At 57.9% G+C, this 12,783-nt stretch carries 10 protein-coding genes and 2 pseudogenes; 2 read left to right on the top strand and 10 right to left on the bottom strand.

The genetic code is table 11. From position 1 onward, the window contains the following. Window positions 1–186: 186 nt before the first annotated feature. From EN852_RS32960 to EN852_RS32950, 3 genes are all read right to left on the bottom strand, one after another. Window positions 187–1,221: an LLM class flavin-dependent oxidoreductase gene (locus tag EN852_RS32960; protein WP_095484287.1), complete on the bottom strand. Its 1,035-nt coding sequence runs from the start codon at window positions 1,219–1,221 to the stop codon at window positions 187–189. A gap of 94 nt (window positions 1,222–1,315) precedes the next feature. After that, window positions 1,316–2,431, bottom strand: coding sequence for a histidinol-phosphate transaminase (gene hisC, locus EN852_RS32955; RefSeq protein ID WP_126063823.1), 1,116 nt, complete (start codon window positions 2,429–2,431; stop codon window positions 1,316–1,318). A gap of 832 nt (window positions 2,432–3,263) precedes the next feature. Continuing rightward, window positions 3,264–3,575: a hypothetical protein gene (locus tag EN852_RS32950; protein WP_206437555.1), complete on the bottom strand. Its 312-nt coding sequence runs from the start codon at window positions 3,573–3,575 to the stop codon at window positions 3,264–3,266. Window positions 3,576–4,749: 1,174 nt separating this feature from the next. Between EN852_RS32950 and EN852_RS32945 the strand changes: the two genes are divergently transcribed. Next, on the top strand, window positions 4,750–5,283 hold the full coding sequence (locus EN852_RS32945; protein ID WP_029356553.1) for a peroxiredoxin: 534 nt from the start codon (window positions 4,750–4,752) through the stop codon (window positions 5,281–5,283). A gap of 68 nt (window positions 5,284–5,351) precedes the next feature. Then, entirely contained in the window at window positions 5,352–6,785 is a 1,434-nt protein-coding gene (rpoN, locus tag EN852_RS32940) for an RNA polymerase factor sigma-54 (RefSeq protein ID WP_126063822.1), read from the top strand. Here rpoN and EN852_RS32935 read toward each other — a convergent pair. From EN852_RS32935 to EN852_RS32910, 7 genes and pseudogenes are all read right to left on the bottom strand, one after another. Continuing rightward, window positions 6,782–7,408 carry a nitrogen fixation protein NifQ gene (locus EN852_RS32935; RefSeq protein ID WP_029356557.1) on the bottom strand — a complete coding sequence of 209 codons (627 nt, stop codon included), beginning with the start codon at window positions 7,406–7,408 and terminating at the stop codon, window positions 6,782–6,784. The genes rpoN and EN852_RS32935 overlap by 4 nt on opposite strands. Beyond that, the gene (locus tag EN852_RS32930; protein WP_024505249.1) at window positions 7,395–8,447 is read right to left on the bottom strand and encodes an LLM class flavin-dependent oxidoreductase; all 1,053 of its coding nucleotides are present in this window, start codon (window positions 8,445–8,447) and stop codon (window positions 7,395–7,397) included. Before EN852_RS32930 ends, EN852_RS32935 begins: the two co-directional genes overlap by 14 nt. 138 nt (window positions 8,448–8,585) lie before the next feature. Then, complete coding sequence (locus tag EN852_RS32925; RefSeq protein WP_063169384.1) at window positions 8,586–10,187, bottom strand: SDR family oxidoreductase; 1,602 nt, start codon at window positions 10,185–10,187, stop codon at window positions 8,586–8,588. A gap of 148 nt (window positions 10,188–10,335) precedes the next feature. Next, window positions 10,336–10,923: a nuclear transport factor 2 family protein gene (locus tag EN852_RS32920; protein ID WP_126083656.1), complete on the bottom strand. Its 588-nt coding sequence runs from the start codon at window positions 10,921–10,923 to the stop codon at window positions 10,336–10,338. 138 nt (window positions 10,924–11,061) lie between these two features. Then, window positions 11,062–11,184, bottom strand: a pseudogene (locus tag EN852_RS42645) (ferredoxin); the annotation flags it as partial. A 29-nt stretch (window positions 11,185–11,213) separates the two neighbouring features. Then, window positions 11,214–12,392 (bottom strand): cytochrome P450, encoded by a 1,179-nt coding sequence (locus EN852_RS32915; RefSeq protein ID WP_164759124.1) that lies wholly within the window; start codon window positions 12,390–12,392, stop codon window positions 11,214–11,216. Window positions 12,393–12,657: 265 nt separating this feature from the next. Continuing rightward, a pseudogene (locus tag EN852_RS32910) lies at window positions 12,658–12,783 on the bottom strand (IS481 family transposase); the annotation flags it as partial.

The following is a 12,783-nucleotide window of genomic DNA, read 5'->3' as shown; positions in this document are numbered from 1 at the left end:
AGGCCTCGGCGCGGTCGTCGACCTCTTCACCCCAGCCGAATGTGCCAACTACTTCAAAGCCGCAGGATATGACCTGGATCAGATAGGACGTGCTCCAATGGTTTACACCTGACAGGAGTCCGGCCCCCACAACCGTTTCGCAATGAGGAGCAGCGCTGCCGCTGCTCCTCCAATCACACGACGGATTCACGATGCGGCAACTCGAGCCATGATTTCGGATCGAATGGCCGATGCGGTGTATAGTGAGGCATCCAGCGGCAAATCCCCAAATGCCAGTTGACACAGAAGATAATTAGCACCTGCCTCTTCCAGCTGATCAAGGAGAGCTTTTCGGACAGAATCTGCCGTTCCCACGACGCACAATTCACTTTCAATTGCTGCATCGAAGTTCAAAGGCAAGTTTGGTGGAGTGGAAATGGCATTTAGTTCGTATAGAAATTTGAAGCTATTGAGCCATCGTTCATAGGCAGGTGCTGCGAGCAAATACGCATCTGTTTCAGAACGCCCTATCACCACCATTCGGAGCAATCCAAGAAATGGCGCTTGCTGGCCAATGTCAGCATCGTGAATTCGGGCGGCGCGGAACGCGTCGGTAACGCTGCGAACAGAAGTGGAAGGTCCGACGCAGGCGATGTTTGCCCCATTCGCAGCGGCCCAGCTAGCCGGCTCGGGTCGATTGGTGGCGATCCATGTCGGCGGATGGGGATATTGGTGAGGTCTCAACGTCAGCGGAACATCTTTCAACTCAAAGTGGCGGCCCTGATAAGAAAGCGTCCCGCCTTTCATCGCATTGATGAGAATCTCACTGGCCTCCGCATACTGTTCTGGTGCTGCTTCTACAGCAACCCCGAAGTATCCCAATTCAGTGGGAGCAGAGCCGCGCCCTATGCCGAGTTCAAGCCTGCCGCCGCTCAACTGATCAAGCATGCAGATCTCCTCGAAGGCACGCAGCGGATGATAGAGCGCAAGTAGCATTACCATGGGACCAACACGAAGACTGCGGGTTCGCTGGGCGACGCTCGCTAAGAACAAATTCGGTGATGGACCTCTGCCATGCGGCGTACAGTGGTGCTCGGCGAGATGATACGCATAAAAGCCATAGCCATCGCACGCTTCTGCTAGGCTCAGCCGATCTGCATATTGTTGTGCGATGTCATCGCCGTTTTCGTCCAGATGATCGAAGATGCCGAAGGTCAGGCCCGAAGCGGAAATTTTCTTCAATTAATTGTTCTCCAAATTACCTATTATTTATTCGCTAATCATCATAGCTGGCGACATATCAGCACCTATTACTTGGCGCTTAATGTGAATTGACTTAATGCTTGTGCACACCGCGATTCTTCTTAAAGCTCATACAGACGCGTTTGGCGGCAGCAAGGAATTTGTCCATCTGCTCTGTGGTGCCAATGCTGACGCGAATACAGTTCTTCAAATCTACGTCAGGAAAGCTGGCGATGAGGATCGCCTGCTCTTTCAACGCGGCTTGCCAGCATGAGCCCTCCTGTCCCGCCGGCACACGGGCCAGCAAAAAGTTTGCGTGGGAGGGTGTTACGGAAAAGCCAAGTTGCAACAGCGCCAGGGTCACTCGCTGTCGTTCATGCTTGATGTGCCTGTGGTTCTCTTCGTAGGCGTGGCGATGCGCAAGAATGCTTTTCCCGACCGCCTGCCCGATCACGTTCATGTTGAAGACATTCTGGATGTTGCGCAGCCTGCCAATGATTTCTGGGTGACCGAAACCGAAGCCGACTCGCACGCCAGCAGCAGCATAGCTCTTTGAAAAAGTCCTCAAGATCAAAAGATTCGGATGTCTATTGACGAGGCGCAGGGCATTGTCGGGTGCGAAGTCAACGTAGGCCTCATCCAAGACGACCAAGCGATCTGCTTGCTCCACAAGGCGTTCGATTTCGGCCACCGGCACGAATGTTCCGGTCGGATTGTTCGGATTAGCCAACAGAATGAACTTCGCGTCTTTTGCGGGGCCGGACAGCAGTTTTTCTATCGGCAGGGGATGAGCTTCGCTCGATGCGATTTCGAGAAACTCGGCACCCTGCAACATGGCAAGTTTACGGTTGAACGAAAATCCGGGCGACAGCATCGCCACTCTATCTCCTGGGGCGAGGAAAGCTCTGTAGATGAGTCCGAGCAGCTCCGACGAACCGTTGCCGGCAATCACCTGATCTTTGGAAAATCCGTAAGCATCGGAGGCAGCTGCCCTTAAGCTGAGATTGTCGTCTTCCGGATAAAGATACTGGTGTTCGATCGCAGCAATTGCACTTTGCATTACGCTCTTCGGCAACGGAAACGGGTTCTCGTTCGTATTTAGCTTAACGCAATTTGCATCCGTCGCTGGTCCGTTGGACGAGAGAGCATCTAATTTGCTGGCCACCGGCGAAAAAAGCGAAAGCACGGTCTTCAGTTTTGCATCGCACATGTTCTTCTCCGTTTTTCAGTCCCGCAGGGCATGTGACATGAGGCAATAGTTGATCGTGACTTGATCGACGTTCGGCTATATCAGCGCTGCCTTCCCACCCTGGTGGGGATCGCCGACCACGGTTTGGATTTGACACCGGCAAGCTGTCGAGAACCTGATGACGACCCAACGTGTGGCCGACGGCCGATTCGGCGCAACAGACGGTGTTTCAACATCGCATCGTCCTCAAAGCCGCATGCAGGGCCTGCACGACAGCCCGTCTCCAGCGCCCGCAGATAGGTGGAAGCCGAAGTCTTGCCGAACCTCAGTTGCTCTGCCACCTGGCCCACCGGACTGCCCTGTTTATGGGTCAGGCGCAGGATATCTCTGACGCTCGTTCGTCTTGCTTGCTTCCGTCTTGGCATGGGCTCTCTCGGTTTGCTGATGAGAGAGCCAAATACCGGCTCATCTGAGCATGAGACGCAGGCCTGACGATATGGAGCGTCGCTGTGGCGCGCGTAGCCAAGAGGGTTCGCCTCGGTGGCGGGGCATGCAAGACGGCGCACCTCCTTAGCCATCCTGTCCCATCGTCTCAGATCGTGAGGCGCACCTTATAGTCGGTGAGGAGATCTTGCAGGGTCAGGTTACGCCCTAGCGCTTAAGGTTGTTGGTCGCACCGAGCAAGCGCGGGACCTGTCGACGGACAACAGCGGTGCCACTGCCGGCACTAGGTCGTCCAGCATCGCAGTGAACCGCGTACGTAGTATTTTGTCGTAGGCGGCATTCTGGATAGCCGGATACGGGCTCTTCACCCGCTGCACCACCGATTGCGGGATGATGTCGCGAGAAACATTCACGGATTTCGTGAAAAAAGTGTACCCGCCGAAGAGCCCCACTCGCGGGGGCGGTGCAGCACCACCTCGGTGTCACTGCTCGTGTTCATGCGATGGACTAGGCCGGCCAGCTGTTGACGCAGCTCGCGGTAGTTGTAAGTCTCACCCGTGTAGACGAGCACCAAGTCAGGTCGGCCATCCTCCTGGAGCATCCTCGGCTGACGGCCGCCCTGGATATCGATGATTGCCAGGCGGTGGTGTCCCAGCGCCGCAGGCCCGCCGATCCAAGTCCCCTCGTCGTCCGGACCGTGGTTCGCTATGGTGGCCGTCATATCGGCAAGCTCCCTTCGCGCATCGGGACCTCCGAGGTCTCGATTGAAGTCGATCCATTCACAGATGCCGCACAGGTTATGTCGCCGCATTTGGGGCGAAGCAGATATAAGGCCAGTGGGAAACCATCGAGGCAAAGTGACGGATCTAGCCCAGCTACGATCCGCATCCGACATTGTCGGACATCGGACAGCACCGCGATTCGCTGCATAGGAAGCCTGGAGTCGCGATTTCCCTTGGGGGAATCAGCGCATGAAAGGAGAGCTGGGTCGTGTCTGCCGAAATGAGAAATTGCTCCCCCTTATTGCCTCACCGAGGAATGTTACCCAGCGCGATAGACGGACATGCCCTACCTCCCCCCGTTGCAGCTGAGGGAGATAGGGGCCAGCTCTTCATTCAACCCTCATGGAGGATGATCAGCCCAGCCATTTCCATGCGCCGGCCTTCACAAGCCGTGCACCATTCAGGTTCTTTTCCTTGAAGCGCGACGATCCTTGTCAGACGTCGCAACACTTGCTGCCGAGAGCACGAGCTCTTCCTCGAGCATGCCTTGATCTGCGCCTCGAACGGCTCGCACATGCTGGGTTTCAACGACTTCGCAGAGGTTGATATTCTGCAGTGACTTCGTCTCGCTGCTGCACGGCATTGACGCTGGGAGCCATGCTCGCGTGGCGCAATTGTGCTGAAGCCGGTGCCCACGGCAACGTTTCTTAACCCGCCCCAGATCCTGGCGTTTGGCTATTTCCGACATTCGTGTCCGGCTTCGGACAAAGGCCGGGTTTGCCGAACGGAGTCGCACCCAATTTCCAGTGCTGCTTGAGCAATAATATCGACCGGCATTACTGCACAACACGAAAGTTGCTGCAAAAACCGAAGTGAACCCAAGGCATCGGGTCAATTGGCATGGCGCTTGCGACTCGGTCGATAGAACGCAGTCAAAATCACGGTTGCAGACCATGCCTACCTCTCAAAGCTCGATAAAGCACGCGAGCGAAATTCCCCGTCTCCGCGGAAGCTCGTCGCCTTTAAACGTGCCTGCTCGGGGGCGGTCTTGCACAAGACCGGTCCGAGGCAACCACGCCAAGGCGCGAGGCTGCCGGAACTGTCGACCGAAGTCGATGCCGCTTCAGTTTAACCGAAAAATGCACCGTACCACTTTGGCCTGGGAGCAAATCAATGACCGACAGAAAGAACGTTCCTCTCGTGACCTTTCGCACGCGTGTTCGCGATGAGTCGATCGGGGGGCCAAATCCTTATCGGTGGGAGAACAAGACCTCCGACGATTATTTCGGGGGCAAGCGCGTCATCCTGTTCTCGCTGCCTGGCGCCTTCACCCCGACCTGCTCGACCTTCCAACTGCCCGATTTCGAAAAACTCTATGATCAATTTCTGGAACTGCGAATTGACGCGATCTACTGCGTCTCGGTCAACGATGCTTTCGTCATGAATGCGTGGGGAAAGTCCTTGGGGCTGCAGAAGATCGAGCTGATCCCAGACGGGTCGGGCGAGTTCACGCGCAAAATGGGCATGCTGGTCGCGAAGGACAATCTGGGCTTTGGCATGCGCTCCTGGCGATACGCCGCTCTGATCGACGATGGCGTGGTGGAGCAGTGGTTCGAGGAGGAAGGCTTCTGTGACAACTGCGAGACGGACCCCTATGGCGTTTCATCCCCGCAAAACGTTCTCGACAAACTGAAGGCGGCGGCATGACCCAGAAGTGGCAAGTCTCACACAACCCAAGCACACACTAGAGCATCCTCGGCAGATTACGGTTCAACATGCATCTCTCAGCAAGCCTGCTTCAACGCCAGAAGCAACGTATGGTCTTATCGCCTCAAGCCATTGAAGCTATTCGCTTGCTGCGATTGACGCATACTGAACTCCATCAGCTCGTGCAGCAGGCACTCGAGAGGAACCCCGTTTTGAAGCCTGACCCGTTTGACGACGATTCGCCGCTGTCAGGGGTGGATCAGCGGAGCAGTCAAAGCAGAAGCGAAATCGGCGAATCGCCCATTGGCGGGCCGTCTGGCGGGCGCGGGCAATGGAAGTCGCAACGCAGTAGCGGCAACGATCGACCTGCCGTCGAGGAGTTTACCGCCCACACCGAAACATTGCACGACCATGTCGCCCGCCAGGTCGCCCTCACCCCGTTCACCCCCCAGGAGCGGCTGATTGCCGGACAGCTCGCCGCCCATCTGGAGGACACTGGCTATCTTCAGGTAAACCTTTTCGATCTGGCCAGGAGGTTAAACGTTCGGCAAGCTGATGTGGAACGGGTCATCGGAATCTTGCAGCAATTTGATCCGCCGGGGATTTTTGCGCGAACTCTCAGCGAATGCCTGGAGATTCAGCTGCGCCAGCAAGACCGGTTCGACCCGGCTATGGCAGCTTTGGTCGCCAATCTCGAGATGCTTGCACGGGGGGATTTTCAGGGATTGAAGCAGCGTTGCGGAGTCGACGAGGAGGATCTCCTCGACATGAGGAACGAAATCCGCGCGCTCGATCCCAAGCCTGGAGACCGGTTCCAGTCCGGGACGCCGGAAACCATCGTACCGGACGTCTGGGTAATGCCCAAGTCCGAAGGTGGATGGCGGGTGGAGCTTGATCCGGCCACGCTGCCCAAAGTGTTGATCAACCACACCTATGTCGCCGAAATCTCGCAGCTGACCAATCAAAATCCGGAAGGCAAAGCGTTTCTCGACCATTGCCAGGAAAAAGGGAACTGGCTGATCAGCTGCCTCGAGCAGCGCGCTAAGACGATCCTTAAGGTTGCGACCGAAATCGTGCGCCAGCAGGATGCCTTTTTTACACACGGCGTCGCCCATCTGCGGCCTCTCTGTCTCAAAAATGTCGCTGACGGGATCAAAATGCACCAGTCGACGGTAAGCCGGGTGGCTTCGAACAGGTACATGTTAACTCCGCGCGGGGTGTTCGAGCTGAAGTATTTTTTCACAGCGACAATCGCATCCTGCGAGGGCGGCGACGCGCACTCCGCCAAATCTGTCCGCCATCGGATCAAGGCAATCATCGCCGAAGAATCGCTCGACAAGGTACTTTCCGACGAAGACATCGTTGCTCAGCTCAAGCAGACCGGCATCAATGTCGCTCGCCGTACCGTCACCAAATATCGCGAGGCGATGAACATCCCTTCCTCCATACTACGGCGCCGCGATAAGCGTTTGTCCGCAGCTGCGATCAAGCGAAGTGACTAACCGGCATTCCTGGTCGGCGAGAGGCGACTCTCAACTTCCTCCGGGCCGAAGCAGCTTTCGAAGTCCTGGCATTCCCGACAACTGGGTGCAGTGCATGACGAAAAGCCTTCGGCCTCACACAGCTTGCGGTAAAAGTACTTTTTCCATTTCATGTTTTCTGTGTTGCCTGCCGCCAGCGCGGGAAAATGTCTGGCAAGCAGGCGGCTGAGCTCAGCGCGATTTGAGAGGCCAAGATCCCGCCAAAGATGGTCCGTGCGCATCGCACGCCGGGCGATGATCTTGGCCAAGCGGCCGCTCGCCGGGTCGGCCGGCGCAGCATGCGCTAGCAGCAGCCGGCGTAGCAGCTCCTCTTCCAGTTCCGGCTCGGGCTCGCTCAACTCCTCCAAAGCGAATACGCTGCTGGAGGTAGACGGGAAAGTTGCGGCCAAGACATCACGCAATTCGACAGACGAAAGGCCTGTCCCCTCCGTCGCCAACACCTCGCCCGCCTGGACCTCCTCAAGCGAACGTGAATGTACGCAGGGCAGCACATGCTGATCGAAGCTCCTCCCTAGCTCGGACCCACGCCATTGCGCGCTGGATAGGCAGCCATCATCGTAACGGCCGGCTTCAGCTTCCGGCATGACAAAGCGCCTTGTTGACCGCAGGGATGATCTTGTCGCCCCAGAGCTCGATCTGGCGCAGCATCGTCTTTTGGTCGAAGTCGCCCAATTGAGTCTGAACTGCGATCTGGTCCGGTTTCAAGATATCGATCTCTTCCAGCAGGCGATCAATCACGCGATTTACGCTGCCAATCGGCAAATTTTTGCGCATGGTCTCGAAGGACAGATCCTGCTGGGTCGGTGTCTCCTGCAGCAGGTAGCCATCGTGGCTCTGTTGGCGGCGCTGATGCAGGGCTTCAGAAAGCCGGCGCTGGAAGCGGGCATTGTCGAGATAGCTGTTGATCTCCAACTCGTCGTGGCTGGCATAGCAGCAGCGCAGCAGCGATATCTTGACGTCGGTGACGTTCTTTTCCTCGGATGCCGCCGCCCTCTCGACTGATTCACGCAGTGTGGTCAAAGTCTCTAAGCCGTCGTGGAAGGCTGTGACAAAAAAATTGTGCCCCTCGCGGTAGGCCCGAGCCATCCGTGCGGCTCCGCCAGCGATCCAGATAGGCGGCGTCGGCTGCTGGACTGTGCGGACCGAAATCGCTGTTGGGGGGATCTTCTCATACTGGCCGTCGTGTTCGAAGACGTTTTGGTTGAGGCCCTTGAGAATGATGTCCAGGTATTCCGAAAAGACGGCCGGCGCCTCATCGATGTCCACGCCGAACCGTTCGAACTCGAACTGCTGGTATCCCAAGCCTACGCCGAGCTCGAGACGGCCGTTCGCAACGATGTCGGCGAAGCCGATCTCGGACAGCAGGCGCTGCGGTTGGTAAAGCGGCAGCACGCAGACGGCAGTGCCCAGGCGAATCGTGCTTGTCAAGCCGGCGCAGTGCGCCACCATCATCAGCGGGGATGGTATGAGGCTGTAATTGTTGAAGTGGTGCTCAGCAAACCACGCGGTGTTGAACCCAGCCTGCTCCGAAGCGACGGCCTGTTCGATGGAGTTGCGGATGACGCTTTCTGAGGATTGGTGATAGCCACGCTGGGCGGCCAGAATGAAAGTGGCAAATTCCATGATTTCTCCTCGTTATAGACACGTCAGCCGACCGGGAATGTGCTCGGCATGCACATGCTTGGATCTCAAGCACCTCAGGTGCGTCGTGGAGCCGAGGCTTCATAATGCTCGGCCGGTCGCCCTGCGAAGGCCTGGCAATTAACCTGCGGCCTCCGCAAAACATTCGTCATAGAGTTCGCTGGCGTTTCCCGCATCACCGAACGAGGTCCAGCCGCCGTCCACGTAGAGGATCGAGCCGTTGATGTATGAGGCGTCAGACGAAGCAAGGAAGAACGATGCATCTGCGACGTCTTCTGGCCGTCCCATCCTGCCCATGGGGATGCGTCGTCCGATTGCTGTCAGGTCGATGCGGCCGGCTTTGGCCAACTGAGCAAGTGCGGGCGTGCGGATGTGGCCAGGAGCGACGGTGGCTGTCCGAATTCCGACCGGCCCGAGTTCGGCCGCCATGCAACGGGTCAGCATATCCATCCCCGCCTTGGAGGCGCCGTAGGCATGGCGCGGCGCGAACGGCAGAAAGCTGTCGATCGACCCGAGATTGAGGATCACGCCGCCCGGGCGCATAGCCTTGATCGCTTCGCGCGCGCAGGTGAAGGCGCCGGTAAGGTTGACATCCAGGACGTGTTCGAGCTGTTTCGACAGTTGCTCGATCGCAGGCACAATCCTGTCGGCGGTATCAGCACTATTGACCAGAACATCGATATACCCGAAGCGTCCCCTCAGTTCTTCGAACATCGACACCACATCGCTCTCGACGGCCACGTCCAGCGATTTCGCCAGATGCTTGCCGGGGAGCGATGTAGCCAGCTCTGCCGCTGCAGTGCCATCTTTATCAGCAATCACGACGGTGTCGCCGTTCGCGGCAAAGCGGCGAGCGACGGCCGCGCCAATGCTTTTTGCGCCACCGGTGACGAGCACGATTCGCGCATCTGTGCATTCGGCCGGACAGGAGAGCTCGGCTTGGAGCGCACCATCCACCGGCGGGTGAGCATCCCCCGGCTGGTTGAATGACATCCAGCCTCCGTCGACTGCCAGCACCGAGCCGGTGATGTAGCGCGCCTGCGTGCTGCTCAGAAAACGCACGACCCTGGCGATCTCGTCGGGGCGAGCCAAGCGCCCCATCGGCACGCGGCGGCGTATCGCCGCGAGGTCCATTTTGCCAGCGCGTGCCAGTTCTGTGACCATTGGGGTGCGGACGGAGCCCGGCGCCACCGCCGTGACGCGGATTCCTCGCATAGCCCACTCGCATGCAAGGGACTTTGTCAACGAGATCACGCCAGCTTTCGAGGCTGCGTAGGCGTTGCGCCTGGGATTGCCGACCACGCCCGCCATCGAAGCCACATTGACGATCGCACCGCCCGGCTTCATGCGCCGCGCCGCTTCCCGGGCCATAACGAATGGCCCAATAAGGTTCACTGTCACGCCGCGTCGGAAGGTATCGACAGCGGTGTCGATGATCCTATCCATCGTGGGTCCAACCGCCGCATTGTTGATGAGGACATCGATTTGCGCGAACCGTGCTTCGACCTGGCCGAAAAGTGAGAGCATGTCCTTCTCTCGCGACACATCGCACTCCAGACCGACGTGCGGCGACCCGAGATCCCGAGCCAGTTCAACCACACCACTGCCCGGAAGGTCCACCGCAACTACAGTGTCTCCGTCCGCGGCAAGGATATCGACCAGGGCACGGCCGATCCCGCCCGCAGCGCCTGTGATGATTACGGTGCGTGCTGCCAGTTTCACGAGAGCTTCTCCACGATGACCGCTTGTGATCTCAGCCCATCAACCTTGGGCGGAATGAAGGGCCGAGCCAAATCGTTGCAGTGACCGCCAGTTGCGGCCCCACACAGATGTCGTTCCCGTAGGGCGCTCATCCTCCATTTCTACCCACTTATGCAGCTCCCAGTTGGGGACCCTCGACGCCATCTTGGTCGGTGGGGATGTGACCCTTGAGCAACTGGTAGATGGGATCGTCTGGATGTTGTGCTCCAATCGGCTGTCGCCGGCCGAACCTATCTGCCTCAAGAATCGCTGGCGGGATTTGCTCCTCAACCCAATCGTAGACGACTGTCCGTTCCGCAATTCGCCACTCGTCCTGCCTCTTCTGAAACAGATCGCAGTAACGGCCGCAAAGCAGCGTCTGACGTATTTCTTGGTCTGTATCCGGTCCGCGTTGCAGCGCGGTGAAATAGCTCTCGACCGCGGCCTCTGCTGAACTGATGAAGTCGATCAGGCTGTTCGTGATTTGATGGATGTTACGGTGCCCCGGCAGACCGAGAGCAAATTGGATGAAGTCCTCTGCCGGTCCGCAATAGGGACCGTGCCTGTCATACGCTTCGGGCCAGTATGCGCTACGCAGCGCCGCCTCATCGGCGCGGTCTATCCCGCGGCAGTACCGATACAGGCAGTTGCGGATCGCCTCTCGGTCACGCAGTTCGGTAATTTTCGCGTGGTCGACAGGGTCTGTCGCGAATTGTATGATTGTTTTATCCTTCCCGATGCCAGTCTGCACTTTGCGTGTGTCTCTCTCTACAACTGAGTTAGCGGGGGGCTCGTCAACTTCCAGAGCTTGTTCGGGGCAGGCTCGTACCCCTTTTGAGGCAAGCAGTTGCTCCCCATCGGCAACATCAATATCACCGGGCAAGATGTAGCCGGCGTCATCAAGCTTGAAGACTCTCGGCGCCCGCGCCCAGCAGCGCGCATGACCCTGGCATCTGGCTTTATGTACGACGACACGCATAGCGAACTCCAATGTCGTTGGCTGAAACTTCAGGACCAGTCCAGGATCAGATTCTCGATCCCGAACACATGGCCGCCGAAGGTGATAGGTTCAGTCCCTGTCTTGATCCGAAAGGCTGGGATGCGCGCCAGCCACTCCTCCAGGCCAATGACAATCTCCCGCCGGGCAAGGTGTGAGCCAAGACAACGATGGGGACCATAGCCAAAGGCAGCGTGCCGGTTGTCCTCGCGCGCCAGATCGATCTCATTCGGGCATTCGAATTCCGCCGGGTCACGATTGGCAATCATCGTGGCACAGGAAACATAGTCTCCCTTGCGGATCGGCGCGCCTTTGAAGTCGACATCCTTCGTTGCCACTCGGATCATCTGAATGGTCGAATAGGCGCGCAGCAATTCTTCCGCAGCGACGGCAATCCGGTCCGGTTCGCTTCGTAGCAATTCCTGATCTTTGGGGTTGCGCGCGAGATGGGCCAAGTCGAAGCATATGGCTGCTGAGACCGTGTCGAGTCCCGCGACGAACACAAGCACGCCGATGCCACGGACTTCTTCGTCACTGAGCAGACGACCCTCGACCTTTGCCTTCACGATGAAGGTCATGAAATCATCGACCGGCTCCTTGCGGCGCTCGGTGGCAAGTTCGTCGATGAAGGCCACGATCGTCCGGGCTGCGGGTGGTCGTTGCTCCTTATCGCCGTGGAGCAGATCTCTAGCCCAGCCGACAAATGTTTCTAGTCCGTTGTCCGAAAGCCCAATAAAGCGAAGGAAGATATTGACCGCGAACGGAACTGCAAAATCCTTCATGATGTCGCAGCTCGTGCCTGATGCGGCGATCCTGTCGATCAGCTTGATCGCTCGTTCCCGGACAGCCGGCTCCAATGCCATTACCCGCTTTGGCGAAAGCAGCGGATTGAGCAGTGAGCGAAAAACACCGTGGAATGGCGGATCGAGCTCAAGCGGGATCATCGGCCAGCTCTCGCCGAGCACAGAGGCGAAGATGCTGCGATGGCTGGAAAACGTTTCGGTGTCCTGCAGCACCCGGCGCTGGTCGCTCGCGCGAGTGATGACCCAGGTACCCCGACCGTCGCGCGTGTTGCTGGTTGAATAAAAGATCGGAGGCCCGGCATGAACGCAAGCAACCGCTGCATGCGGATCCCCGTTAGCGGTCGGCAACATGCCGGGCGACGTAAACAGGCTGAAGTCCCTCACCATTTCGGGCGGGACATGATCTGGAACCGGCCGCGATTTAACCGCGCCAGAATCGAGAGACCGTTCATGAGATGCTGTCGGCATTTGCATGCAATCGTTGGTGCAAGCTCCGTGCCGAATTCGTCTTTCGATAATCCTTGCCGTTTGCTGGGCAACAGGTGGCGCCTGCGCTGACTTGCTGGTCGGGATTGCAACATTCTTGTCCAGCGTCGGACACAGAATGTAGAAAGCTAGACACCGACTTGGAGCAACTCAACTGGTGGGATCGCTAGCTGTGGAGCCTCAACAGGTTGTCCTCGGTTAGAGCGAGGCGACTGATAGGTGTTTTGGACTTTAGGCTCCCGTGGGGACGGTGCCAATTGTATCTGTGCAGCCAGACCGGCAACTCTGCGGC

This window comes from Mesorhizobium sp. M2E.F.Ca.ET.209.01.1.1 (assembly GCF_004010375.2).
GTDB lineage: Bacteria > Pseudomonadota > Alphaproteobacteria > Rhizobiales > Rhizobiaceae > Mesorhizobium.
This window is presented reverse-complemented; position numbering and strand designations above follow the sequence as displayed.